The following is a 25,037-nucleotide window of genomic DNA, read 5'->3' as shown; positions in this document are numbered from 1 at the left end:
CAAAACACTGCAGCACGTCAACGACGCCGTCGCGTCAAGCTGCCACACTAGAGCCATTGCCTTTCGTGCCTGTGTGAAGGAACACCCCCTCCCCATGAACCATGAGCTGCTCTGGGTCCTTGGCCTGCTGGCCGTCGTCGTCGTCCTGTTCATCCTCAACCGCCCGCGCATGGACGTGGTCGCCCTGCTGGTGATCGTCGCCCTCCCCCTGTCGGGCATCCTCACCGTGGAGCAGGCCATGGCCGGCTTCAGCGACCCCAACGTGGTGCTGATCGCCGCGCTGTTCGTGATCGGCGAAGGGCTGGTGCGCACCGGCATCGCCTACCGCATCGGCGAATGGATGAGCGAGCGCGCCGGCAACAGCGAGGCGCGCCTGCTGGTGCTGCTGATGGTGGCCGTGGCCGGGCTGGGCTCGGTGATGAGCTCCACCGGCGTGGTGGCGATCTTCATCCCGGTGGTGCTGAGCATTGCCGCGCGCCAGCAGCTTTCGCCCAGCCGGCTGATGATGCCACTGAGCTTCGCCGGCCTGATCAGCGGCATGCTGAGCCTGGTGGCGACGCCACCGAACGTGGTGGTGCACAGCGAACTGGTGCGCCACGGCGAACAGGGCTTCGGCTTCTTCAGCTTCACCCCTTTCGGCCTGGTGGTGCTGGTGCTCGGGATCGGCTACATGCTGCTGACCCGCCACTGGCTCAACGGCGAGGTGCGCAAGGACGGCCGGGTCGAGAGCCGCCGCACCCTGCTCGACCTGGTGCTGGACTACAAGCTCAACGGCCGCGAGCGGCGCCTGCGCATCCGCCCCCATTCGCCGCTGATCGGTCATACCCTTGGCGAGCTGGAACTGCGCACCCGCCACGGCGCCAACGTGATCGGCATCGAGCGCCAGCACAAGTTCACCACCAGGGTGATCAGCGCCGACTCCGGCACCCTGCTGCAGCAGGGCGACGTGCTGTTGCTGGACTTGTTCGCCAACCGCGACGACCTGCGCAGCCTGTGCCAGACCATGCTGCTCGAACCGCTGCACTTCAAGGCCGCCTACTTCATCGACCAGTCCCAGGAGCTGGGCATGGCGGAGATCTCGCTGCCGCCCGGCTCGCAACTGATCGGCAAAAGCATCCTCGAACTGGCCTTCCGTACCCGCTACGACCTCAACGTGGTCGGCCTGCGCCGTGACCAGCAAGCCATCGAAGGGCAACTGGTGGAAGAAAAGCTGCGCCTGGGCGACACCCTGCTGGTGGTCGGCCCGTGGAAGGCTGTACGCCAGCTGCAGGGCAAGCCGCGCGACTTCCTGGTGCTCAGCCTGCCGGCGGAAATCGACCAGGTCGCGCCGGCGCGCGCCCGAGCACCCTATGCACTGATCAGCCTGGCGGTAATGGTCGGGCTGATGGTCAGCGGCCTGGTGCCCAACGTCATCGCCGCGCTGATCGGCTGCCTGCTGATGGGCGCCGGGCGCTGCATCGACATGAACAGCGCCTACCGCGCCATCCACTGGCAGAGCTTGGTGCTGATCGTCGGCATGCTGCCCTTTGCCCTGGCTCTGCAGAAGACCGGTGGCATCGACCTGGCCGTCGGTGCGCTAGTCGGCGCGCTCGGCGGTGCCGGGCCCAGCGTGATCCTTGCCTGCCTGTTCGCCGTGACGGCGCTGATCGGGCTGTTCATCTCCAATACCGCAACTGCGGTGCTGATGGCCCCGGTGGCGGTGAGCACTGCGCAGCAGCTGGGCATGTCGCCCTACCCGTTCGCCATGACCGTGGCCCTGGCGGCATCGGCGGCGTTCATGACGCCGGTGTCGTCGCCGGTCAACACCCTGGTCCTGGGGCCCGGTCAGTACCGCTTCGCCGACTTCGTCAAGGTTGGCGTGCCGTTCACCCTGCTGGTGATGCTGGTGACCGTGCTGATGGTGCCGTGGGTATTCGGGCTGTAATCGTCGGCACGAACCGCGCTGATTGCGGCGAATTGACATCAAATGACCAGTTGAAAGACACTGACATGACATCGTCCCAGGTGCCTACAGCCGTTTTCCTGGATTCTGTCTTCGCTTGCCGGTCGAGCCCATGGTGTCTCCAGTCCCGTCGCGCCTGCTGCCCCCGCTGATCCTGTTCGGCTTGACCCTGGCGCTGACGCTGGGCGGCATCCTCGCCCGCCCGATCGAGTCACTGTCGCTGTTCTGGCCAGTCAACGCGGTGCTCGCGGGCGTGCTGCTGCGCAATTCCCGCCAGGCCAACCCCGGCGGCTTCGCCCTGATCTACCTGGCCATGGTCGCTGCCGACCTGGCCTGTGGCAGTGCCTGGCGTCCGGCCGTGTGGTTCAATCTGTGCAACCTCGGCGCCATCGCCACCATCTGGTTCTTGATGGCTCGGCTGCCGCGCGTGCATCGTCGCCTGCGCACCCCGCATGGTACTTTGTGCCTGTTCGGCGCCTGCGCCGCTGGGGCGATTGTCGCCGCAAGCCTGGCCTGCGTGATGGCCGCGCCGTGGTTCGAACAATCGCTGCGCGCCACTTGGCTGGCCTGGTTCAGCGAACAGTTCTCCACCAGCGTGCTGGTGCTGCCGGTGCTACTCACCGCGCCATCACCCAGAGCCTTGACGCGGCCGGGCAGTGCCAGCCAAACGGTGCGCCTGGCGCCGTTGCTGGTGCTGCTGGCCTCGCTGAGCGTCAGCATCGTCTTCGGCGGCCCCGGCGCCATCGCCTTCCCGATTGCCGCGCTGTTGTGGTGCGCGCTCAGCTATTCGCCCTTCCTCGTCTCGTTGCTGGCCCTCACCTCGGGCAGCACCTTGATCGTCGCTGTAGCGCAGAACCTCATGCACTTCAACATCCCGCAGAGCGAGACAGGGGTCACTACCTTGATGTCGGCGCGCCTGGGCATCGCCATGTTGGTGCTCGGCCCCTTGGTGCTGGCCTGCGTCAGCAGCGCCAACCGCAGCCTGATGGCGCGCCTGGCGCATCAGGCGACCATCGACCACCTGACCGGTGCCCTCAGCCGCAGCGCCTTCATCCGCCGTGCCCACGCCCTGCTCGACAACCGCGAGCAAGCGCCGCTGACCTTGATGATGCTCGACATCGACCACTTCAAGACCATCAACGACCAGCATGGCCACGCTGTCGGCGACCAGGTGCTGCGCCAGTTCGCCACGACCCTGCAGGACCAGTTGCACGACGGTGAACTGTTCGCCCGCCTGGGCGGCGAGGAGTTCGTCATCGTCGTGCCGGGGCTGGCGCCGGAGCTGGCCAGGTTTACCGCCGAGCGCCTGCGCCGGGCGGTGCAGGACCAACACATCGCACAGCCCGGGCAGCCGCTGCGGATCACCGTGAGCATCGGTGTGAGCGGGTGCGCTGCCGACACCCTGGCACCCAGCCTCGACGAGCTGCTGGCCAGCGCCGACCAGGCGCTCTACCGGGCCAAGGCCCAGGGCCGCAACCGCGTCGAACAGGCCGACGGGCAGCGCCAGGTGGTGTGAGTCAACCTGCCAGCAGGTCCCAGCTCAGTTTGGCGATCAGCACGCACAGCAGCACCAGGAACAGCCCTCGCACGAACCCCGCGCCCTTGCGCACCGCCAGCCAGGTGCCGGTCAGCGCGCCAAGGACATTGAACAGCGCCATCGGCAGTGCAATGGCCCACAGCACATTGCCCGACGGTATGAAGAACACCAGCGCGGCCAGGTTGGTGGCGATGTTGACCAGCTTCGCCGAGGCCGAGGCATGCAGGAAATCCAGGGCAAAGAAACGGATGAACAGGAAGATCAGGAAACTGCCGGTGCCCGGCCCGAACAGCCCGTCATAGAAGCCGATGGCGCCGCCGATCAGCACCGCCAGGCATTGCTCCTTGCGGCCGATGGCCATGGGTTTGTGCAGGGTGCCGAAATCCTTCTTGCAGAACGTGTAGATGGCCATCAGCACGATCAGCACCAGCACCATCGGCCGCATCACGCTTGCCGGCACCAGGGACACGGTGGCCGCGCCGAAGAACGACATCACGAAGGCGCTCAGCGCCGCCGGCACGATCAACCCCCAGTCCAGCTTGACCTTGCGGATGAAAGAGCGCGCCGCGAACGAGGTCCCGCACACCGAAGCCAGCTTGTTGCTGCCCAGCAGCGCCGCCGGCTGGGCGTTGGGCAGCACGTTGAACAGCGCGGGGATCTGGATCAACCCACCGCCACCGACGGCAGCGTCGATCAGGCCAGCGGCAAAGGCAAACAGCGAAAGCAGGGCAATATCCATCATCTCGGGGGACCAGGCGGCACAAAACAGGCTGCCAGACTAATCAAAGTGGTGCTGTTGTGTTGAAATGCCACATTGCAAAAACTGCAACAAGGAGCTCCCGCATGGCCCTGGACATGCTGCGTGAAATACAAGCGTTCGTCAGTGTCGCGCACAAGCGCAGCTTCGTCAGCGCCGCCCGCGCGCTGGGCCGTTCGCCCAGCGCGGTTACACGGGCCGTACAGGCCTTGGAGGACAACAGCGGCGCCAAGCTGCTCAACCGCAGCGCCAGCGCGGTGTCATTGACCGAAGCTGGCGAACGCCTGCTGCCCCACGCCGAACGCTTGCTGGATGTGCAACGGGATGCCGCCGACGAATTGGCCGCGCTGACTGGCAACGCCCAGGGCTGGATTCGCCTGGCCGCGCCCGAAGTGCTAGCTCAGCATGTATTGCCGGGAGTGCTGGCCGAGTTCTCTCGTCGCCACCCCCATGTCACCCTCGACGTGCAGTACAGCGACCAGGCCCTGGATCCGCTGCAGGGCAAGCTGGACTTTGTGATCCGCGGAGCCTTCCCGCAGTCCAGCGAGCTGATTGGCTATCCACTGTGGCGTTACCGCCGCCACCTGTACGCCAGCCCCGACTACCTGGCCCAGGCTGGCACCCCCCAAGGGCTGGAAGACCTGGAACGGCATGCACTGATCCTGCATACCGCGCCGCGCATCCTCAAGGCCTGGCATTTCAGCAAGAACGGGCGTATCTCCAGCCTGCGCCCACGGCCACGTCTGCGACTGGGTTCGGGGGCCGCAGTATTGCAAAGCACGCTGGCGGGGGCCGGCATCGCGCGGCTGGCGGATTGGCTGGGGGAGCCGGAGGTACGCGCCGGACGGCTGGTGCGGGTCTGCCCTGACTTTCACCTGACATCCAGCACGGGGCACGACCCGCAGATGCATGCCGTATACCCCGCCGGCGACCTGCCAGCGCGGGCTCGCGACCTGTTGCAGGCACTGCGCGATGGCCGTCCGCGCCTGGGGGAACAGCCCTGAACAGGGCTGCTCAATTTCTGCTCAATCTAACAGAGTGCTTGCCAATACTGGCCTGTAGCGTTTTATCCACAGACCTACCCACGATTTTTGTGGACAGTTTCCGCAAGGCTTGAAGGAAAAATTACAAACGCAGCAAAGCCACGTTGGCCAGCTTGACCAACTCGATCCATTCGCTTGCACTGATCACACCGGAACGCTCCAACTCTTCGGCACGGCGCAGTGCCTGATCGTAATCCTCTTCGTGGAGGATGCCCTCGCCGAGAAAACGACCGCGCCACTCCAGCATCGCTGCAGTGCCTTTCTTGCATTCCATAGTGTGTATTGTCTCCAAGGCAAGTGAATAGCCCGTGTGCCCGGGCCCTTTGATTGGGGGCGGGAGATTACACGAGCGCCTTGAACTTGAGAACGACATGCAGCTACCGCTTGTCTAGACGACCGCGGTATTTGGCGGGGAAGCCTGGGGGAAGGGTCTGGCCCGCCATTGCGGCAGGCGGGCCGGGACAGGAAAAATTGCGGCTCAGCTTGGCGGAATGGTGCCCAGCAGGCCAATCATGATAGTCAGCAGCAGAAAACCACCCAGAAACAGCGCGAGCTTGCCCATCGGAACCTCTACAGTGTAATGACGTAACGGCGGGGCTGGCCGCTGCGGTAGTGCAGCAGGGCAGCCTGCCCAGCGCACACCGGATTGGAAGGCTGGGCCTGAACGTATTGTCCGGCAGCGGCTGATACGGTTACAGATTCAGGTTCGCGGAAAAAAAGCGGATCAGATGGTAGCCGACCATCGCGGGGCACCCGCTCCCACGCGTGTGCACAACCGGAGGTCAATGCGCTTGGCGTGGGAGCGGGCTTGCCCAGCGATACATCCGCGCAGGCAGCACACCTGTGCTACGGTCCGAAGCCCAGACAAGGAGAACTACCGCAGATGACCGCGCTCGCCAGCAATGCCGCCCTGCTGATCATCGACATGCAGAACGGCATCAACCACCCTCGCCTGGGCCGTCGCAACAACCCCGAAGCCGAACAGCGCATCAGCGAACTACTGGCCTTTTGGCGCGCGAGCATGCGCCCGGTGGTGCACGTGCGGCATATCTCCCGCGATCCGGATTCGGTGTTCCGGCCAGGTCAGCCCGGCTGCGAGTTTCAACCCGCGTTCGTCCCGCAGGCTCACGAGGCCGTGTTTGAAAAACACCTGCCCGATGCTTTTTGCAACAGCGGCCTGGAACACTGGCTGCACCAGCGCGGCATTCATCAACTGGTCATCCTCGGCGTGGTCACCAACAACTCGGTGGAATCGACTGCACGCTCGGCGGGCAACCTGGGGTTTGCAACGGTGGTGGTGGGCGACGCCTGCTACACCTTCGACCAGCGCGATCTGCAAGGCCGGCTGTGGTCGGCGGAGGATGTCCATGCCCTGGCCCTGAGCAACCTGGCCATGGACTATGCGCGCATTCTGGACAGCACGGCGGTGCTGGCCGCAGGCTGATCACGCCAGGGCGCGCAGCTTGGCCAGCGGCACCCAGCCGAGCTCGCCATTGCTCACACGGCGGCACCAGGCCCAGCCATTCAAGGGGCGCAGGCTATCGAGCTGCTGGCCGGGGTCGACGTCCAGTTCATGGGCCGAATAGGCTTCCAGCGCCCTGCCCCGGCCCACGCCCAGCCGCTCGATGAACTGGGCTGGCACCCAACCCGCTGCCTGGCCCTGGCAACTGCACAGGTACCAGTCCTCCCACTGCTCGTCGCCCTCATAGCGCTGGCCGATCTCCAGCAGCGTGCCACGGGCGAAGGTGATGGGCGCGGGGTACTCACTGCGATGTGTCTCGATCACGACGTACTTCACAAGCCTCTCCCTGGCTGCGAAAAGCGTCGATGCTAGACCAAGGGCCTCTACAGCACCATGACCATTTCATGCCAGGCCATACCGCCATGGTCGGAAGCCGACGGGCGTACATAGGCGTAGCCCATCTTCTCGTACAACCCGACATGGCGCTCCTTGCACATCAGGTGGATGGTGGCCTTGCCGCGCTCGCGCATCTGCGCGACGAAGCGCGCCATCAACCGGCTGGCATGGCCCTGGCCCTGGTACGCGGGGTCGAGCACCACCGACATGATCACCACATTGGGCGCCTGGGGGTCATGCCCGACCAGTTCCTTGAAAGCCTCGTCCGACATCACCACCTGGTCGGCGCAACCGCTGTTGATGAAGCCAATCACCTGGCCCTCGGTTTCCAGCACGAGAAAGCCTTCCGGATACTGGGCGATGCGCGTGGCGATCTTTTCCCGGGTGGCGGCTTCGTCGCCTTCATAGGCGCTGGTCTCGATCTGGTAGCAACGGTCCACGTCGCTGGAGGTGGCCTGGCGGAATGTCGGTGTGCTCATGGGCGGAATCCGGATAGCGGGAAACAGGGGCGACATCCTAACGGAAGTCGCCGCCCTGCTACAGGCTCGCCATGTCTCTTACACCGAACGGGTAATACCCCCATCGACCCGCAGGTTCTGCCCGGTGATGTAACCCGCGCCCTCGGAGGCAAGGAAGCTGACAGTGGCCGCGATCTCCTCGGCCTTGCCGTACCGCTCCATGGGAATCCGGCTACGGAACTCCTCCTTCTCCGGCAGGCTGTCGATGAAGCCTGGCAGTACGTTGTTCATGCGGATGTTCTCGGCCGCGTAACGGTCGGCGAACAGTTTGGTAAAGGCCGCGAGCCCGGCACGGAACACGCCGGAGGTCGGGAACGCCGGATCCGGCTCGAAGGTGGCGAAGGTCGAGATATTGATGATGGTCCCGCCTTTTTGCCGCTGCATGATCGGGGTCACCAGGCGGGTCGGGCGCACCACGTTGAGGAAATACACCTCCATGCCCCGGTGCCAGTCCTCGTCGCTGAGCTCGAGCACCGGTGCACGCGGGCCATGCCCGGCGCTGTTGACCAGTACATCGATACGCCCCCATTGCTGCATCACGGTATCGACCAGACGCTGCAGGTCCTCTGCTGACTGGTTTGAGCCCGTCACACCGATGCCGCCCAGCTCGGCGGCCAGGGCCTCGCCCTTGCCCGAGGACGACAGGATCGCCACCCTGAAACCGTCGGCAGCCAGCCGCCGCGCAGCCTCCGCGCCCATGCCACTGCCACCTGCGGTGATGATTGCCACTTTCTGAGAAGACATATGCCGCTCCTTCCGGGAGTTGATCAAGTGGGCCCATGAAGCCAGAATCCGGCTCAACGCACCAATCACGAATACTGGCAGCAGCCTGCAGGAAATCTACTGGATGAGCGCGCCCAAGCGACGCAACGCCCCCGCCATCGTCAATCACCTGGTGGCCTTCGAGGCCGCCGCCCGCCTGGGCAGCTTCCGCGCTGCCGCCGACGAGCTGCATGTCACGCCGGGCGCGGTCGCCCAGCAGGTGCGCACCCTGGAAGACAAGCTCGGCCGCCCCTTGTTCGAGCGCCTGCCCCGCGGCCTGCGGCCCAACCGGGACGGCGCCGACTACCTGGCCCGCGTGCGCCTGGCCCTGGAGATCATCGAGGACGCCACCGGCGAACTGCTGGAGCGGGACAACCAGCGCGATCCGCAGCAGGTCCTGCTCAGCACCACCCCCGCCTTCGCCAGCCGCTGGCTGATCCCACGCCTGGGGCGCCTGGCCGAGGCGCATCCGCAGGTGGCCCTGATGATCGACGCCTCCGACAGTACCCGCCCCCTGAGCGGCAAGGGTGCGGTGGACCTGGCCGTGCGCTGGGGGGCGCCGCCCTTCGTCGAAGCCTACGCCCTGCCCCTGCTGCCCGGCGTGGCGGTGCCAGTGTGCGCGCCGGGGTTGCGCGGCGCGCACCCTTGGCGGCAAGCCGCGGATCTTGCGCACCACCCGCTGATCTCCGACAGCCACAACAACTGGAAGCGCTGGTTCGATCACTACGCGTTGCCCGGCGCACGCTTCAACGGTCCGGTGTTCTCGCAGACCATCCTCGCCATCGAGGCCGCCGAGCAAGGCATGGGCATCGCCCTGGTGCCCCGCCTGCTGGTGGAGAACGCGCTCAAGGCCGGGACCTTGGTGCTGGCCCTGGAAGGCCATGAATTGCACAGCGACGCTGGCTTCCACTTGCTGGCCAGCCATGCACCGCTGGCAGGCTCGGCCGCCGAGCAGGTGGTGCAGTGGTTGCAGATGCAAGCGAACAAGCAAGACTGAGCCTGTATCGCCCCACGCGACGGCACTTGGCCTGAGGGCGGCGCGGTCGGAGTGGGAGCAACTGTCTTGAAGGGAGTTTTTTAGAAAGATCCTTTCAGACATAGCTTCGCCAGCGACACCCTCCGGCCGACGCCTATGCCAAGCGCTTCACCGGCAAGTACGCCTATCGCCTGGTGAGCGGCGGGATCGGCCACAACCTGCCGCAGGAAGCGCCTGAGGCGTTCGTCAAGGCGGTGGTGGATGCGGACCATCTATAGGGGTAATTGCAACATATCGTTTCAGTAGCGCGTGTCGGGTGCCGGGATGCTCGCATTATCGCTACAACCGGTCTTTTGCGCGGCAGGCCTTGTATTTCGGGGCCTGCCGCAAAATGCGCGGAAGCATCCCGAAACAGTCACCCAAACCATCTTGTAAGACGCCTCTTTCGTCTCCGTAGGACGTTTCTACGGGATTGTGAGCCTGTGTATGAATAATCAGTATTGGCGGGAGAATTGAGCTGATACCGTCGAGCCTCACTTACAACGGCACGGATGCCCACGACCAACGAGTACAGCATGGACAACTACGACAGCTCGGCACTTGGACTGCAAAAATGCCTGTTGAACCTGCGAAGAGATCATGCCCGAATGAAGGCGTCAGGAGAGCTGGAAAGAGCGGCGATACTGGCGCAGGTGATCGGGCGGATGGAACAGGGATTGAAGGAGGCTTCCCAGGGGAGGAAGCCCGAGACGTTGCAGTGAAGTGATACCCGGCAAATGGCGATGGGTATGCGGTGTGCTCCGGGCTCCCCATCGCTCAGCCCCGAAGCAGGGTCAACAGCCAGCCGGCATTGCCGAAGGCGCTCGCAGACCAACGTTCAAGTTCCACGGTACGTCGCCCTCATGGCTTAGCTGAAGCCCGCTTCGCCGCGGTTCAGCGGAGGGCGCGGCCTCGGCCTGCTCCTCTGTTCCCTGGGCACACATGCCTCCCGAGGGCGGCGGTCATGCCAGAAAGCATTTTTTGCTGGATTGTTTCAATCGAACGGGTTGTTGCAACACAGAACGATCAGACCCCTCCATGCGTTCATGCGCACGCGCCATGCCTGATTTCGGGGCGTTTTTCTATCTCAATGATCAGCTCAAGCGCCGAATCGGCTTGTTATTTCAAAGACCTCGGGTGATTTGGTACAGACTATGCAAACGTTTGCTCCAAACCTTTGAGCGAACAATCGCTGCAGCTTTCGCCACATCGCAGCCTCCAGGGGCTTACCACTGCATGAACAAGGATTTTCAATGCACCGACCGTCTTTACCCGCAACCGCCCACTTCTCCCTGCCTGCCAAACTGCTACTGGGCGCTGTTACGGGACTACTCAGCGTCACCACCCAGGCCCAAGACAATCCCGCAAGCGAGTCGGCCCAGGGCGAGACCTTGAGCCCGGCCGCCGCGCCTGCCAAATCGGGCCCCTATCTGTCGGACTGGTACAACCAGAACTTCACCCTGATCGGCACCAAGGACATCAGTTTCGGCCCCCGCCCGGTCGATGATATCTACCTCGAATACGAGTACTTCGGCCGCAGGGGGCCGTTCGAGCTGTACGGCTACATCGACATCCCGAAGATCCTCGACATCGGCAACAGCCATGACAAAGGCGCGTGGGACCACGGCTCACCGTTGTTCATGGAGCATGAGCCGCGGATCTCCATCGACTACCTGGCCGGACGCAGCCTGGCCGTCGGCCCGTTCAAGGAGTGGTACCTAGCCTTCGACTGGATCTACGACCACGGCAGCAACAGCGCCAACCGTGCCAATACCCTCTTCAGCGGCCTGGGCACCGACATCGACACCCATTCGCGGGTCAACCTGTCGGCCAACTTCTACGGCCGCTACCAGTGGGAAAACTATGGCGCCAGCAACGAGTATTCGTGGGACGGTTACCGGGCCCAGCTCAAGTACATCGTGCCCCTTGGCAAGTTCGACAACGGCGCCTCGCTGACCTATATCGGTTTCACCAACTTCGATTTCGGCTCGGACCTGCACAAGGACAACCCCAACCGCACGGCCAATGCCACGGTATCCACCAACGTGTTGCTGTACGCCTTCACTCACCTGCGCTTCACCCTGGTGGGCCGTCATTTCCACAATGGCGGCAACTGGCAGGACGGCAGCCAGCTGAATTTCGGCGACGGCGATTTCCGCGGTCGGTCCGATGGTTGGGGGTATTACGCCGGGGTTGGTTACCAGTTCTGATTACTTGGGCCATGGAGGCCTACCCTGCTACACGGAGCGATGCCGAGCAGTGGATTTGCACGGGCGTTGTAGAATCTTTGACTAGATGAGGTGAGCCATGTTGGATTTACCCTACACATCGAGCATCGAAGGCAACACCGTCAGATGGGGAAAAATAGGCACAGGCGCGCCGCTGGTCGCCATCCATGGCACCCCTTTCTCTTCGCAGGTCTGGAGGCGCGTCATACCGCACCTCACTGACCGCAGAACCGTGTATTACTTCGACCTGGTTGGCTATGGCCTGTCTGAAATGCGGGAGGGCCAGGACGTTTCACTGGCGATTCAGAACAACGTCATGACTGCGCTTTTCGAGGAGTGGGGCATCGAGCGCCCCGACGTCCTGGCCCATGATTTTGGCGGCGCTACAGCGCTGCGCGCGTACTACCTGAACGGTCTGCGCTATGCATCCCTCACCATTTTTGATGCCGTAGCCCTGGCACCCTGGGGCTCTCCTTTTGTTCAGCATGTCCGTCAATATGAGGCCGCCTTTTCCGGGATGCCCGACTACATGCACCGCGCGCTACTGGCCGCCTATCTGCAAACCTCTGCGGCCAATCCCCTCAGTGACGAAGCCCTGCAGGTTTACAGCGCACCATGGCTGGGGCCGATTGGCCAGGCGGCCTTTTACCGACAGATCGCACAGATGGATCAGGTCTATACCGAGGAAATTGAACCGCTTTACGGGAAGCTGGATTGCCCCGTGTCGGTGCTTTGGGGCTCGGAGGACGCCTGGATTCCCTATTCCCAAGGGGAGCGTCTTGCTGGGCTTATCTCCCAACAGCCCTGCGTCCGAGTGGAGAACTCAGGCCATCTGATGCAAGAAGACAGGCCGGAAGCGATTGTGGCGGCGGTTTTGAAGCAGATTGGCCTCTGAGACAGGTTCGCTGGGCTGTCTGTATGTTCAAATTCCCAGCGGTCTGTGCCTATCGGCAGAGCGACTTCATCGGTACGGTTCAGGCCTCACTGTTTCTACGAGGTTGTCATGGACCTGACAGCAATCCCGTTTGGCACCACGGACTGGTCAAAGATCGATCCCGTCGCTTATCCGGGCGAGAACGGTACGGCGTATTGGCGTACCTGTCTGTTTGGGGAGGTTCGGGTTCGATGGGTTGAGTACACCCCTGGATATGTGGCCGATCATTGGTGCCGGAAGGGGCATATTCTGTTTTGCCTGGAAGGTCGACTGGACACTGAGCTGGAGGATGGTCGGACTTTCACCCTGCAGCCGGGCATGAGCTATCAGGTGGGCGACAATGCGGAGGCGCACCGGTCATCGACGACTATCGGAGCCAAGCTCTTCATTGTGGATTAAACAGATGGCTCTGATTGCACAGCGGGTGGAGCTGGCGCGCAACGGTGCTAACGACAAAATCATTTGCAGAATGCAATCAGGCTGGGTGGTGATGAAAACCTGAGGATCAACTGTGAAATTCTTGGATTCCGGGTCCTTAACTGCTCGTCCCTCCAAGAACGTCCTCCTGGACAATCCCCCCCAGAAACGCAAAAAGCCCTGACATTGTCAGGGCTTCAAAAATGGCGGAAGCGTAGAGATTCGAACTCTAGGATAGTTGCCCATCGACGGTTTTCAAGTCTTTAGATTTTTTCTTATAAATCATTAGCTTACGCTATTTTCATTTCCGCATGTGCGTGCCTACACCGCCGCTGGAGGCCGCATGCCACGAGGACCACCAGACTGGTTGCGGAACAGATTTCCCAATCTCATCCGCGCCATCCAAGGGCTGCGGTGAATTGCTGGTGGGGTGACCCACCAGCCTGAGAATCACGCCATCAGTGCGTTCAGCTCTTTCGTCAGTTCAGCCATGGCCTCAACCTTGGTCATGGTCTTCCACTTCCAGTAGCTGCCGCGATCGATTGCCGACACCTGCTGATTGGTAAGGCAGTCGTAGAAATACTGCACGTCAGCGACCAAGGCGCTGGTCTCTGCCGGCGGAACCAGCTTGAAATCCATGTTGATGTTGGTGACGACATGATTCAGATCCAAGCCGCCAGCTTGGCTCTCTAGAGCAATGCAGTAATTGGCAATATGCATTTTTGCCAGGTTCAGGCGCTGGCCTTCGATTTTTCCAAACATGGGTATTTCCTCACAGATTGTCGGGATACAGCCTGTGTGAGATGGGGGCGAGCCGCTCCGATTCAAGGCTCGCATCAACACAAACCCTTAATTGAGAACTACTGGCACTCCCACCGCCCTATCAACAACCCTTTCCGAATACCCCTAATTTCTTTGGCCTGGGTAAGTGGCCTAGTGCTATCTTCATCCCTTCATATGGAATTCGAGGACGAATTGATGGCCGATGAAGAGAAGGCATTAGAGAAACTGCTTGAGTACGGACACCTTGATCAGGACAACACCAAGGCTGAAGGCATCGCCAAGCGGGCTATGAGCCACGGCTTCGACAGCCTTTCACAACCGCAAAAAGCGGTCCTTAGTAAATTCCTCGCGCGCGAGTGCGAAGGAGTTACGGATCCAGGCGGATACCACAACGGCTGTGAAGTACAACTTGAAGGTGAATCCCTCGCTGAAGCCCTCACCAGAGAAAGCTATGGTGATGGTTTCATCTGCGAATCGTGCGACGATGAATCCAATGAGTACAAGCGTCAGTGGGAGCGTATAGAGGCTGAGTAAGCTACGACCTGCACACCCCGATTGTGCTGGAGTATTGACGAGAAAATGCGCCCAAGCCCCATACGCAAAGGGCTTGGGCGCTTTTCTCTACCTGCCGGTGAATAGTTCAAATGGCATAGAGGGGCATGGAATGGCGCTCAGTTTGCCCCCTTTTTGCCCCATGATCTGGACTGCCTTCCTACCGGACTCGCCATAGCTGATCGATCCGCGTGGTGTACGAACGACTCATCATCTCACGCCGCATCCCCCAGTCAGGGGTGTCGGGGACGCTGGCCGTACGCATCGTCCCTCGACCGTACTTGCCGTTGATTTCGTCCAGCATCGACATCAACCGATCGCAAGCTGCCGGCTGCGTCACGGCGAACAGATCATCGCTGAACTCCCCCGGCTGACGCAGATCCATTAGCAGAACCTCGGCCTTGCTATAGCGGAAACCCGAGCGGTAGACCTGCGCTGCCGCTTCGGTGGCGGCCCTGGTGAGCAGCAGCGTGTCATTGGTTGGATATGGCAGTTCGACCAAGGCGCCCTTGGCATACTTAGCTTCATCTGGATTGAACATCCCGGTACGAATGCTGACACGCATGCGCTTGCATACCGATCCCTGGGCACGCAGCTTCTCCGCCGCTCGCGCCGTGTAGGTGGCCACCGCCTGCTTGATCGGCGCCAGCTCCGTCAGCCGCTTGCCAAACATCCGACTGCAGCAGATCTCCTGCTTCGGCGGGTCTGCTTCATCCAGCTCGAGGCAGGGTGTGCCGGCGAGCTCGCGGGCGGTCTTTTCCACCACCACGCTGAACTTGTCGCGCAGCATCCGCGGGTCTGCCTTCGCCAGGTCCATAGCCGTGTGGATGCCCATTGCCTCGAGGTGCGCCGTCATTCGCCGGCCAATGCCCCACACCTCTTTCACCTCCGTGTTGCGCAGCACCCAGTCGCGCTTGAAGTCTTCGGTGATATCGACCACCCCACCCGTATGCGCCTGCAGGCGCTTCGCGGTGTGATTGGCGAGCTTTGCCAGAGTCTTGGTGCGGGCGATCCCTACACCGACGGGGATGCCAGTACAGCGCAGCACCTTGGCGCGCACCTCCCGGCCGAACTGGGTCAGGCTTCCCTGCACGCCAGTCAGGTCAGCGAAGCATTCATCGATCGAATAGACCTCAGCCGCCGGCACCATCGACTCAATCAGCGACATGACCCGCTCGCTCATGTCGCCATACAGCGCATAGTTGGACGAGAACGCCACGATGCCATGCCGCCGCAGCTTCTCCTTGGCCTGGAAATAGGGCTCGCCCATCTTCACGTACGGCTTGGCGTCGTATGACCTGGCGATCACACAGCCGTCGTTGTTGCTCAGCACCACGATGGGCGTTTTGGCCAGATCCGGCCGGAACACGCGCTCGCAGCTCGCGTAGAACGAGTTGCAGTCGATCAGCGCGAACACCTGGTCACTGGGCATGGTCGCGCACGCTGTAGCGAACCACACCCCAGATTACCAGGTCGTCGCCTTCCATGACGTGCCGCGGCGGGTAGGCGGGATTCTCCGATTGCAGAATCAGCACGCCGTCGCGCCGGTACAGGCGCTTGCACACGGGCTCGGCGTTGATCGCAGCGATGACGATGTCGCCGTGCTCGGCCTCTTTGCTGCGGTCTACGATAAGAAGGTCGCCCGAGAAGATCCCGGCGCCCTGCATGCTGTCGCCCTCCACCTGCACCAGGTACACATGCGGGGCACGCAGGTCGAACAGCTCGTCGAGGGAGATATGGCGCTCCAGGTGATCCGCCGCCGGCGAAGGGAACCCGGCCGGCACACGGAACGAATACACCGGCAGCAGCGCAGGGCCGCCCGTCGGCGCGCCCAGGAAGGTGATGGTCATGGCAGATCAACTCAAATGAATGGCTGTATATTCATACAGTAAACTGTCAGCCCATTCTGACGTCAATGCGCGGACGCAAGGCAGCCGACAAACGAGCGAGGTGGTTATGTGCGGGAGGTACTCGATCTACGAGAGCATGGACGACTACCTGCGGCAGTTGGCTCTCGATCTGGTGGTCATCAACGGGTACGACCATGAGCGGATCAACCGGTACAACGTGGCGCCTTCTACCCGTGTAGAGCTGATAAGGCCAGTGCCTGGAGGGTTGAGCGTCGATTGAGTGAAATGGGGGTGGTCGCCATTCTGGGCGAAGGGGAAGCGGCCCGACCCGATCAATGCGCGGGCCGAGACGGTGATGACGGGGAAGTTCTTCAAATCGCTTTGGCCGAATGGCCGAGCCTTGGCGCCGGCCAATGGCTGGTTCGAGTGGATACCCGATCCTGCGGACCCGAAGCGCAAGCAGCCTTACTACATCCAGGCTGCGGACGAGGCCCCGCTGTTCTTCGCGGCGCTGGCTGAAGTCCACCCGGGGCTCGAGCCAGACGAGCGCAATGGCTTTGTGATCATCACCGCAGCAGCTGACCAAGGCCTCGTCGATATACACGACCGCAAGCCCCTGGTGCTGAGCCCTGAGTTAGCTCGTGAATGGATCAACCCAGACACCTCGATCAAACGCACTGCAGAAATCGTCACCTCAGGTTGCCGACCAGCAGGCGTCTTCAAGTGGCACGCGGTCAGTAAGCAGGTAGGGAATGTGCGTAATCAGGGTGAAGATCTGGTACGGGCTATAACTGACGGATGAGCCGCCCCACCGCTATCCCCGTATCTCTAGAGGTCAGGTGGGCGTGAAATTTGTGGTCGCATGCAGCATTCGAATAACGATCCTATCAAACTCATAACCACCCGAACTAATCATTCAAAACAGAATTGAAAACGGAATGCACCGGCGCACCGAAACAGAAAGCTTCGTCGTAGGGACCAGAGGAATCAACACGAACAAAATGCTTAGCATAACGAATTATTGATTTAACGAATTCAACAATTAAAGAATTCACGAATTCGTGAAAACAACAAATCGACATCGCAACAAACCAACATTCACCGCATATTCAAATGAACAAAAACGCTTTTGCGCAAAAACGTAAAAACACATAAACGCTAAGCAGCACGGGCCTTCCAGCCTCAGCAGTGACTGCTGCGCGACTGGCAATTATTTCTACCGCCCAGTTGACAGCACCTATTTTTTGCAGTTTAAATTCACCCTCTCAGATCAACCGCAAGTCACACCCAGCGCTCACAGCAGCGTTGGGCGGACTCGCTTAACCTGGAGTTTATTATGAGCCTGATTGTTGTTGCACAACTTGTATTAGTGTTGGCGATTGAGCTGGTCAGACTTGCGCAAATGCTTGTTGCTTAGAACAACTGCCCGAGCCCTTCGGGCTGCCAATTCATGATCACCAGCTCACCAGTAACATCGGCCTTTCCCTGCCGCTGGTTGGTGTTGCTGTAGCGGATGTCCAGGTATTCAAAGTGGAAGCCTTCGAACGCCCGCCGGATTTCCGGGTGGTCGTTGATGCTAACCATCACCCTGCCCTTGCAGCTCCGCATGAAGTCAGCCATGCGCTCGTACTCCTTGAACGGGAAGTCGACGCCGTAGCCGGCGGTCTGCCAGTAAGGCGGGTCCATGTAGAAGAACGTGTGCGCTCGATCATAGCGCTCGGCACAATCGTGCCAGGACAGGTTTTCGACGTAGGTGCCGGCCAGGCGCTGCCATGCGGCCGAGAGGTTCTCCTCGATGCGCAGCAGGTTGATGGCCGGCCCGGTGGTGGCGGTACCGAACGTCTGCCCGGTGACCTTGCCGCCGAAGGCGTGCTGCTGCAGGTAGAAGAAACGGGCTGCACGCTGGATGTCGGTTAGCGTCTCGGGGCGGGTCATCTTCTGCCACTCGAAGATCTGGCGCGAGCTGAGCGCCCACTTGAACTGGCGAACGAACTCCTCGAGGTGGTTCTGCACCACCCGGTACAGCGTCACCAGGTCGCCGTTGAGGTCGTTGAGCACCTCCACCGGAGCGGCTTGGGGACGCATGAAGTACAACGCGGCACCGCCAGCGAAGACTTCGACATAGCATTCATGAGGGGGAAAGAGGGGGATCAAGCGGTCGGCCAGGCGGCGTTTGCCGCCCATCCAGGGGATGATAGGAGAGGTCATAGTTTAGCAAGTCTTTACTGTATGGATAAACAGGTGATAGGCTCGCCACGCTTTGTGCACAAGGCAGGGGCCGCGGCTGGACTTGCAGGAAGGGTCTGCGGGTTTGGCGGGTCTGGCTGGATGTTGGCGCATCCAGCCGGCTCGCCCCTTTTTCAACTTTTAAAAAATGGATTTGGATTATGAGCGCGAGAGATTTTGCAGCGAAACTTAGAGCTGAGATCCAGGAGCTTTCAGAGAAAGGGCAAGAATCTATTCAGTGCGAGACCCTAACCTCAGCATTAGATCATTTCATTCAATCAAACCCGGCCGAATCCGATGCTATTCAAATCGAGCGATTCAAGGCAGACCTCCAGAAAAATATTGAAATTGAAAAGCACAATAACTCTGCCAGCCTTGAGTCATTTAAATCAATTATCGCGAGCGGGCAAAACGCGATAAAAACAACTTTACTCCTAAACGGAGGTGCCGCAGTAGCACTTCTGGCATTTATTGGAAAATTATCAGAATCTAACCAAAGCAAAATTCCAGAATTTGCTTTATCCCTGACGATCTTCGTAGTTGCCGCACTTTGCTCGGGCATTTCATCCGGAACAACGTACATATCCCAATCACTTTACGATACCGACGGAAAGTGGCACGAGCGATTTGCAGACTTATTTCGATACATAGCAATCACTGCAGGTGCAGCGTCCTTGGCGCTTTTCGCCTACGGTATTTACAATTCATACCACTCTTTTATATCCCTAGCGAGATAGTATCGCCCGCACATAATCTTGGCATGCTCGCAAACGTATTATTCCTCTATCGCCTTCATCTGTGATGCCGATAATTCGTCGAGCATGCGCTGGGTCAAGTTGGGTGCGTAGCGCTCCAGCCACCACGCCTCCGGTGCTGGCGGGCGCTCGCACCCCACCGTCACAACCCTGGGCGGCAACGGTTCCGGCGTCGACCAGGACTGACAACCGCAAGTCAGCAGTAGCAAGCCGGTCGCGCAGGCGAGCCTGAGCTTGTTGGGCATCGTTCATCTCCTTCCAGTGTGTTTTGTCCTGCAGCTGCAGGCGGTCTTCCAGAGCTCTCCTGGCCGCCTGCTGGATCTGCAACTGATCGAGGGCAGCGCCGACAGCAGCCTCTCGCTCTCGGCTGTGCGCCAAGTCCTTCTCCGCGAGCTGCCGCTCATACCCCGCCGCCTGTGTCTCGAGCTCATCGGCCTGCCACGCCCAGGCTAGGCGCGCCCCCACGGCAGCGCCGAACACAAGGGACAGCAGCACCCATCGCGCACCGAGCGACATCAGATCAGCACCTGCTCGGCGCGCCTGTAGATCGCCAAGCGATCCTCCAGGCCATTCAGGCCGCCGTTAATGCGGCGCGTGATGGCTTCGAACGCCGACGGCCCCTTGTCGGCCAGCGAGTTAAGGCCCGCCTGGTGCCAGAACCACCCGGCCGAGTCAGCAGCATGCTCGGGGCGCTCGAGGAGTTCCGGGTGGGCCAGCAGGTTCAGGCCCAGGGCCTCGCCGCAGCACTTGTAGTTGTCGTGGCCAGTGATCTGAATCAGGCCTCGGCCGCGGTACTTCTGGCCGTCACCGTCGGCCTCGGGCGTGTTGCCCAGGCGGGCGGCGAGCTTGCCGGTGTCGTACCTGCTCAGGTACTGATCGCTGCCCAGCTCGCGGACGTAACGCAGCTGGCCAGATTCGTGGCCGACCTGGGCGAGCCAAGCACGCTTGCGAAAGGGAGTGACGATCCCCCACTTCACCATCGCCGCGTTCAAGACAGGAAGAAAAACGCCGGCTTGAGTGCCGGCGTTGGGAAGGATCTGCTGCAGCTGCTTGAGAGTGACTGTCATCTTAAATCTCCTGTTATGGCCGCTCAGGCCGGGTTGACTGCGACCACCTTCAGTGGCTTGTCGGATTTCGATTTCTTGCCCTTGCCTTTGGCCTTGGCCTTGGCCTTGCCCTTCTTCCCGCCGTTGCACTCCACCGCGGTGGACCAGCCCGAGGCATCGAACGTCTGCTCAACGCTGTCGACCAGGTACTGCCCATCCAGCCCATCCTTGAAGCCCTGGGCGTTGATTACCCGCTCAGCGAAGAGATCAGTTCGCCCAGCCATCTGCAGGCGCACGCCGGCCGTGCTGCGGTTGAATGCCGCGAGCTTGGCTTTGGCCGCCTGCTGGGCGGCCGACTTGTTCGGGTAGATGTGTCGATCGGTGTGCACGCCTGGCAGGCCGGTAGGTGCGTCCTCGTTGCTCAGCTCGATGACGGCCAGCGCTCCAGTGTTCTTGTCCTGGTGCGTTGTCTTCACCGCCGCCTGCGCGTTGCGATCGCCAAGTCGGAACTGCCACCGACTCACGTCCGCCGGAGTGATGGTGACCGTGCCAAAGGCTTTGCCGCTGGCACTCAGGCTGGCTTCGCGGGGCATGACCAGCAGCTTGCCGTCGGCCACCTTCGCCGTGCAGTCGTACTGCTTGGCCAGGCGGGTGATGAAGTTGAAGTCGGATTCGTTGCGCTGGTCGACGCGATCAACCTTCGTCTGCACTGGGCAGACCGGCGTCCAGCCATTGCGCGCGGCGATGTCGCGGACGATCTGAGACAGGGGCACGCCTTCCCAACTGCCACTGCGTGTGGTCTTGCCGGTGCCGCGCATGTCGCTGGCCTTGCCACGGATCACCATGGTGCGGGGCGGCGCCGAGACCTCGATCTCGTCGACGGTGTATCGGCCCAAGCGAGCCAACGGCTGGCCAACGTAGCCCAGGTGGACCTCGATCCGGGCGCCTCGGGCGGGCAGCGCCACCGCGGCGTCGCGGTCATCAATTCGCAGCTCGAACTCGTCGGAGTCCATGCCGGGCTTGTCGGTGGTTCTCAGTAGGATCAACCGGTCGTTGATCAGCGTCGTGATGTCCCTGCCATCAGCGACGATGCGGAAAGTGGGTTGCATAGCCCCTCCAGAATGAAAGAGCCCCGCACTGGGCGGGGCTCGGTGTGTGGCGGTGGGTCATCCCCACAGCTCGATGGTCTCGATCGACGGCGCTGCCAGCTCGGGGAGCACGATGATCACCCCGGCGCGGTAGGGCTGCGGCTCATCCGCCAACCCAGGGTTCTCCTGCAGCACCAGCTCGACGGTGCCGTTGAGGTGCCCGTAATGCTGGTAGCACAGCGTGTCCAGCAGATCCCCGTCAGACGTTCTGCATGTCATTGCCATAACTCACGAACTCCAGTGAGAAACCCTGCTTGCGCGGAATGCCGCCGGCCAGCAGCGCGCCTTGCTCTTCGTCCAGGCTGGTCAAACACCAGGTGCCCAGCACGTCGCCGTAACCGGTCACCAGGCTGACCGGCTGCAGCCGGCGGACGATCGTGCGCAGCGCATCCAGCTGCTTGATCCCGCCCCTGCTGGTGAAGATCACCCCCTTGAGCGTGATCTTGTCCTCGCCCTGCCCGACCGCCTGCTGCGCAATGGTTCGCGTCAGGCGCTCTTGGCCGGCCCAGCGCGCCGACGTCTGGCGGCGCAGTTCGTCGAAAGCCGCAGTATCCAAGTTGAAGTAGTACGGCTGCTGCTTGGCATCGAGCGGCTGCAGAATCAGCAGGTGCGGGAAAGGCTTGATGGCATCAGCTGCCGGCGTGGCCAGCGGCGCGAGCGCACTGGTCGGCAGGATGTTGGCCAGCGTAGGGCTTGCCTGCCCAGCGATGCGGCTGATCGCCGCCGAGGCCCTGCCGGCCTGCTCCTTCAGGGAGCCGATGCGGTCTTGCACCGCTGCCGCTCCGCTAACCACCTGGCTATAGGTTGATGCGACCTGCCCCACCGAGGACTGGGCCGCGTTGATGGCTCGCATCGTGCGCTGCAGCTTCTGGCCGAGGGCCGGGCCAAGGACTGGCAGCCCCTCAAGCTCCGAAGCGGCTCCGGTCATGTCACCGACAGCACCGGTCAGCGGGCCGAGCATACCGTCGAGGCTGGTACGGCCAGCCTCCCCCGCCGCAATCAACGACGACAGCGTCGATTGCATGGACGCCATGTAGGCCATGGCACCTCCTTAAACGTGAGGTTGATCGAAGAGCTGACCAGCGGCCTGGCGCGCCAGGCTTTCCCGTGACCAGGTTTCCCAGCTATTGCGGATCATCCCCTCGAGCGAGCGGAACACCTGCTGCGGATCCTTGACGTCACCCTGAACCGTGATCGGCATGTTGGGCATGTAGGAGAACTGCTGGTCGACCTTGGGCGGGTCTGCTTTCGGCTTGGCCTGCTCGAGCGCCTGGGCCACGACGGGCGCCGTGGGAGCGGGCGCTGCGGCGGCGATCGATCGCGCGACATCCCCTGGCGCGGCTTTGTCCTTGTCGGCCTTCGCCACCTGCTCGTCCTCGCCGAACAGCTTCTTGCCCAGCCAGCCGCCCAGGCCTTCACCGCCGAGGCCGCCGATCGCAGCGCCGATGGCACCACCAATCGCCGTGCCCAACACCGGCACAACAGAACCGAGCGCCGCACCTGCAGCACCGCCCGCCAGCGCGCCGGCTAACCCACCCGCCGCACTGCCGTAGCCCTCGGCCTTCTCGTCCTGGGTTTTCGCGTTCATGGCCGTCTCGACCACGGTCATGCCCGCATCGAGCACCTTCCCGCCTGGGAGCCTGCCGACCACCTTCGACACCTTGCCGACTGCGCCCATCATCCGGCCTATGCGCCCGACCTCGGCTGCAGCCGTCGCAGCACCTGCGGCCGCCACACCTGTCGCAGCGCCTGCTCGAGCGACTCGGCCGATAGCCCCCGTAGGAGCAGATCGACGCGGCGTAGGCCCACCCCGGCCCCTGCGCTGCCGGCGGCGCCGTCGACTACCCGGCTCACCCACGCCGGCCGATGAGCCAAACCCGCCGAGGTCCTTGGCGTTGACGACAAACACACGCTGCGGCTCGCTCGTGAGGCCACCACGATCATCGTTCGCAGCACCCGCACCAAACACCTTGCCTAGCGCGCCGAGGCCTGCGTCGACCACCGGATTGCCCGTCTCCGGCATCTCCCCCTCGCCACCGGCGCCACGCCCCATCCTGCGGCCACGTGCGAGGTTGAACACCCCACGCCCGATCCTGAGCGCGCTGCGGGCCGTGAGGAACGCCATGACCGCCGCAGCAACGCCCGAAATGCCTATTACCAACCCAGGCAGCTTGTCCGACAGATAGGTGATGCCATGAGCAGTCTTGGTCAGCCCTGTCGCCAGCAGATCAGTGGCCGGGCGGATCGCATCGCCAATGCTGCGCATCGAGTCGTCCACGGCCTGGCCCAGCTCGCTCCACTGTTGCTTGGACGTTTCCCGACGCTCGGCCAGGTTCTTGTCGAGGATGCCCCCTACCTTTTTCGCATCAGCCGAATCGGCCTTGAGGGTGTTGTACAGCCCCCGGTTCTGCGCATAGGCCGTGAGTGCCGCCTTGACTTGCATGTCGGCGAACACATCACCGGTGCGCAGGCTTCTTTCCAGCGCCTCGAGCGACGCCTTGACCTTCTCCGGGTTAGCCTCCTTATCGATGTTGGCCTGGGCGTCCTTCATCGCCTGGGCCTTCTTCGGGTCGGTCTTCTCGACGTACTGCATGGCCAGGCCCATGGACGCCTCAATGACGTTCATGCCCTTTTGCAGCCCGGTGTTCAGCGACTTCTGGTAGTCAATCCCGGCCTTTGCATAGTTCTTCTGGATATCACCGGCGCCGATCTTCTCAATCCAGTTCTTGAAGTTGTTCGCCGCCTCATCGGCGCTGCCAGCGGTCTTCATCTGCACCTGCAGCATCGAGCCCAGCGAAGTGACCGCATCCAGCCCGGTGACGCCGCTCTTCTCCATGCCAGCCAGCAGCTGCGGGAACCACTTGGCCATGTCGGACGCTTCGAAGCTGCCCGCCTGGCCTTGGTACGCGATGGCCTCCAACGCCTGCTGCATGACCTTGGGGTCGGTGATCTTGGCGTTCTGCTGCAACGCCATGATCATCGACGCCGTGTCGACGCCCGAGGCGCCTTGACCGACGGCGAACTTGGCGGCCACAGGTGCATAGGCCTGCGCCTTGTCCACCTCCATGCCGGCGCCGACCAATTGGTTCACCAGATCCGCGACATCGTTGCGCGTCATACCGCTATCACGTGCAGCACTGCGCACCGACTGGCTCAGCAAAGTTTCTTGCGGCTTGTTAGCGATATCCGACTTGATCGCAATGTCCCGGATGATCGCTTGATAATCCGCACTGATCTTCGTCGGGATCGCAGCCAGACCGGCGCCGACCACCGTGGCACCGATGTTGGACTTGAGCGACGACTTACCCGCATCGATCTGCTGCCGACCTTTGTGCTGCAGATCTGCAGCTTTTGCCTCGCGCCCGAGTCGCTGGTATTCCTTGGACAGCCGGCCGACCTCGACGCCCTGTTTCTTCAGCGCAGCGAGATTGCCATCGAGGCGCCGCAGCAACCCGGAGGCTGCGGCCGAGCCGCTGTCGTGCGCCTTCTTCCATTCCTCCCGGAGCTTGATCGTCTCGCCGATGGTGTTCTTCAACACCTTTGCGCGGCTGCCGCTCTCCTCGAGCTTTTTGATATGACCCTTGGCAGTGCCGAATGCCGAACCAAGCGACGCAGCAACGGCCCCACCGATTTCCAGCGCGATCGCCAGCTTTGCCATGCGCTACC

The 25,037-nt window shown here is 62.0% G+C and carries 26 protein-coding genes and 2 pseudogenes; 13 read left to right on the top strand and 15 right to left on the bottom strand.

Annotated elements, in window-relative coordinates:
- Window positions 1-94 precede the first annotated feature (94 nt).
- Both LU688_RS11425 and LU688_RS11420 read left to right on the top strand, forming a co-directional pair.
- Window positions 95-1,924, top strand: a complete 1,830-nt coding sequence (locus LU688_RS11425; protein WP_038705852.1) for an SLC13 family permease — start codon at window positions 95-97, stop codon at window positions 1,922-1,924.
- A gap of 115 nt (window positions 1,925-2,039) precedes the next feature.
- Complete coding sequence (locus LU688_RS11420; RefSeq protein WP_094010413.1) at window positions 2,040-3,458, top strand: GGDEF domain-containing protein; 1,419 nt, start codon at window positions 2,040-2,042, stop codon at window positions 3,456-3,458.
- Window position 3,459: 1 nt separating this feature from the next.
- Here LU688_RS11420 and LU688_RS11415 read toward each other — a convergent pair whose 3' ends face one another.
- Window positions 3,460-4,221 (bottom strand): sulfite exporter TauE/SafE family protein, encoded by a 762-nt coding sequence (locus tag LU688_RS11415; RefSeq protein ID WP_023631840.1) that lies wholly within the window; start codon window positions 4,219-4,221, stop codon window positions 3,460-3,462.
- A gap of 101 nt (window positions 4,222-4,322) precedes the next feature.
- Here LU688_RS11415 and LU688_RS11410 point away from each other — a divergent pair, with 101 nt between their 5' ends.
- Complete coding sequence (locus tag LU688_RS11410) at window positions 4,323-5,240, top strand: LysR family transcriptional regulator (RefSeq protein ID WP_094010414.1); 918 nt, start codon at window positions 4,323-4,325, stop codon at window positions 5,238-5,240.
- Window positions 5,241-5,361: 121 nt separating this feature from the next.
- Here LU688_RS11410 and LU688_RS11405 read toward each other — a convergent pair whose 3' ends face one another.
- Complete coding sequence (locus LU688_RS11405) at window positions 5,362-5,553, bottom strand: hypothetical protein (RefSeq protein WP_031315428.1); 192 nt, start codon at window positions 5,551-5,553, stop codon at window positions 5,362-5,364.
- A 609-nt stretch (window positions 5,554-6,162) separates the two neighbouring features.
- Here LU688_RS11405 and LU688_RS11400 point away from each other — a divergent pair.
- Window positions 6,163-6,723, top strand: coding sequence for a cysteine hydrolase family protein (locus tag LU688_RS11400; RefSeq protein ID WP_094010415.1), 561 nt, complete (start codon window positions 6,163-6,165; stop codon window positions 6,721-6,723).
- Here the strand turns inward: LU688_RS11400 and LU688_RS11395 are convergent, their stop codons facing one another.
- From LU688_RS11395 to LU688_RS11385, 3 genes are all read right to left on the bottom strand, one after another.
- Entirely contained in the window at window positions 6,724-7,077 is a 354-nt protein-coding gene (locus tag LU688_RS11395) for an SH3 domain-containing protein (RefSeq protein ID WP_023631242.1), read from the bottom strand. It lies immediately after the preceding gene.
- A gap of 47 nt (window positions 7,078-7,124) precedes the next feature.
- Window positions 7,125-7,616 carry a GNAT family N-acetyltransferase gene (locus LU688_RS11390; RefSeq protein WP_023631241.1) on the bottom strand — a complete coding sequence of 164 codons (492 nt, stop codon included), beginning with the start codon at window positions 7,614-7,616 and terminating at the stop codon, window positions 7,125-7,127.
- 78 nt (window positions 7,617-7,694) lie between these two features.
- Entirely contained in the window at window positions 7,695-8,399 is a 705-nt protein-coding gene (locus LU688_RS11385) for an SDR family oxidoreductase (protein ID WP_160291153.1), read from the bottom strand.
- A gap of 103 nt (window positions 8,400-8,502) precedes the next feature.
- On the opposite strand from LU688_RS11385, the gene LU688_RS11380 reads away from it, so the two are divergent.
- The 6 genes and pseudogenes from LU688_RS11380 to LU688_RS11355 all read left to right on the top strand — a co-directional run bounded on the left by LU688_RS11380 (window position 8,503) and on the right by LU688_RS11355 (window position 12,993).
- Window positions 8,503-9,414, top strand: coding sequence for a LysR substrate-binding domain-containing protein (locus LU688_RS11380; protein WP_094010416.1), 912 nt, complete (start codon window positions 8,503-8,505; stop codon window positions 9,412-9,414).
- Window positions 9,415-9,530: 116 nt separating this feature from the next.
- Window positions 9,531-9,671: pseudogene (locus tag LU688_RS11375) on the top strand (alpha/beta hydrolase); the annotation flags it as partial.
- Between the two features lie 297 nt (window positions 9,672-9,968).
- Window positions 9,969-10,154, top strand: coding sequence for a hypothetical protein (locus LU688_RS11370; RefSeq protein ID WP_102682584.1), 186 nt, complete (start codon window positions 9,969-9,971; stop codon window positions 10,152-10,154).
- A gap of 531 nt (window positions 10,155-10,685) precedes the next feature.
- On the top strand, window positions 10,686-11,642 hold the full coding sequence (locus tag LU688_RS11365) for a nucleoside-specific channel-forming protein Tsx (RefSeq protein WP_094010417.1): 957 nt from the start codon (window positions 10,686-10,688) through the stop codon (window positions 11,640-11,642).
- A 97-nt stretch (window positions 11,643-11,739) separates the two neighbouring features.
- A complete protein-coding gene (locus LU688_RS11360) occupies window positions 11,740-12,555 on the top strand; it encodes an alpha/beta fold hydrolase (RefSeq protein WP_023629164.1) in 816 nt (271 codons plus the stop codon).
- Between the two features lie 108 nt (window positions 12,556-12,663).
- Complete coding sequence (locus tag LU688_RS11355) at window positions 12,664-12,993, top strand: DHCW motif cupin fold protein (RefSeq protein ID WP_094010418.1); 330 nt, start codon at window positions 12,664-12,666, stop codon at window positions 12,991-12,993.
- A 468-nt stretch (window positions 12,994-13,461) separates the two neighbouring features.
- Here LU688_RS11355 and LU688_RS11350 read toward each other — a convergent pair whose 3' ends face one another.
- Complete coding sequence (locus LU688_RS11350; protein ID WP_232888030.1) at window positions 13,462-13,773, bottom strand: hypothetical protein; 312 nt, start codon at window positions 13,771-13,773, stop codon at window positions 13,462-13,464.
- Window positions 13,774-13,989: 216 nt separating this feature from the next.
- Between LU688_RS11350 and LU688_RS11345 the strand changes: the two genes are divergently transcribed.
- Window positions 13,990-14,328 carry a hypothetical protein gene (locus tag LU688_RS11345; protein ID WP_232888031.1) on the top strand — a complete coding sequence of 113 codons (339 nt, stop codon included), beginning with the start codon at window positions 13,990-13,992 and terminating at the stop codon, window positions 14,326-14,328.
- 178 nt (window positions 14,329-14,506) lie between these two features.
- Here LU688_RS11345 and umuC read toward each other — a convergent pair whose 3' ends face one another.
- Entirely contained in the window at window positions 14,507-15,778 is a 1,272-nt protein-coding gene (gene umuC / locus LU688_RS11340) for a translesion error-prone DNA polymerase V subunit UmuC (protein WP_232888064.1), read from the bottom strand.
- The gene (locus LU688_RS11335; protein ID WP_050704511.1) at window positions 15,768-16,196 is read right to left on the bottom strand and encodes a LexA family protein; all 429 of its coding nucleotides are present in this window, start codon (window positions 16,194-16,196) and stop codon (window positions 15,768-15,770) included. Before LU688_RS11335 ends, umuC begins: the two co-directional genes overlap by 11 nt.
- A gap of 106 nt (window positions 16,197-16,302) precedes the next feature.
- Here LU688_RS11335 and LU688_RS11330 point away from each other — a divergent pair.
- Window positions 16,303-16,998, top strand: a pseudogene (locus LU688_RS11330) (SOS response-associated peptidase family protein).
- A gap of 611 nt (window positions 16,999-17,609) precedes the next feature.
- On the opposite strand, the gene LU688_RS11325 reads toward LU688_RS11330, so the two are convergent.
- Window positions 17,610-18,404 (bottom strand): DNA adenine methylase, encoded by a 795-nt coding sequence (locus tag LU688_RS11325; RefSeq protein WP_232888065.1) that lies wholly within the window; start codon window positions 18,402-18,404, stop codon window positions 17,610-17,612.
- Between the two features lie 179 nt (window positions 18,405-18,583).
- Here LU688_RS11325 and LU688_RS11320 point away from each other — a divergent pair, with 179 nt between their 5' ends.
- Entirely contained in the window at window positions 18,584-19,159 is a 576-nt protein-coding gene (locus tag LU688_RS11320) for a hypothetical protein (RefSeq protein ID WP_232888066.1), read from the top strand.
- 38 nt (window positions 19,160-19,197) lie between these two features.
- Here the strand turns inward: LU688_RS11320 and LU688_RS27950 are convergent, their stop codons facing one another.
- The 6 genes from LU688_RS27950 to LU688_RS11290 form a co-directional block, all read right to left on the bottom strand.
- Window positions 19,198-19,422 carry a hypothetical protein gene (locus LU688_RS27950; protein ID WP_434784945.1) on the bottom strand — a complete coding sequence of 75 codons (225 nt, stop codon included), beginning with the start codon at window positions 19,420-19,422 and terminating at the stop codon, window positions 19,198-19,200.
- Window positions 19,423-19,692: 270 nt separating this feature from the next.
- Window positions 19,693-20,244, bottom strand: a complete 552-nt coding sequence (locus LU688_RS11310; protein WP_232888068.1) for a glycoside hydrolase family 19 protein — start codon at window positions 20,242-20,244, stop codon at window positions 19,693-19,695.
- Window positions 20,245-20,267: 23 nt separating this feature from the next.
- Window positions 20,268-21,332 carry a phage late control D family protein gene (locus LU688_RS11305; RefSeq protein ID WP_232888069.1) on the bottom strand — a complete coding sequence of 355 codons (1,065 nt, stop codon included), beginning with the start codon at window positions 21,330-21,332 and terminating at the stop codon, window positions 20,268-20,270.
- A gap of 57 nt (window positions 21,333-21,389) precedes the next feature.
- Window positions 21,390-21,596: a tail protein X gene (locus LU688_RS11300; protein ID WP_186713635.1), complete on the bottom strand. Its 207-nt coding sequence runs from the start codon at window positions 21,594-21,596 to the stop codon at window positions 21,390-21,392.
- Window positions 21,571-22,413, bottom strand: coding sequence for a phage tail protein (locus tag LU688_RS11295; protein ID WP_232888070.1), 843 nt, complete (start codon window positions 22,411-22,413; stop codon window positions 21,571-21,573). Before LU688_RS11295 ends, LU688_RS11300 begins: the two co-directional genes overlap by 26 nt.
- Window positions 22,414-22,422: 9 nt before the next feature.
- Complete coding sequence (locus LU688_RS11290; protein ID WP_232888071.1) at window positions 22,423-25,029, bottom strand: phage tail tape measure protein; 2,607 nt, start codon at window positions 25,027-25,029, stop codon at window positions 22,423-22,425.
- Between the last annotated feature and the right edge of the window lie 8 nt (window positions 25,030-25,037).

It is taken from the genome of Pseudomonas soli, assembly GCF_021283165.2.
GTDB classification, from domain to species: Bacteria; Pseudomonadota; Gammaproteobacteria; order Pseudomonadales; family Pseudomonadaceae; genus Aquipseudomonas; species Aquipseudomonas soli.
Note: the sequence above shows the minus strand (reverse complement) of the source record. Positions and strands in the feature narration are given on the sequence as shown.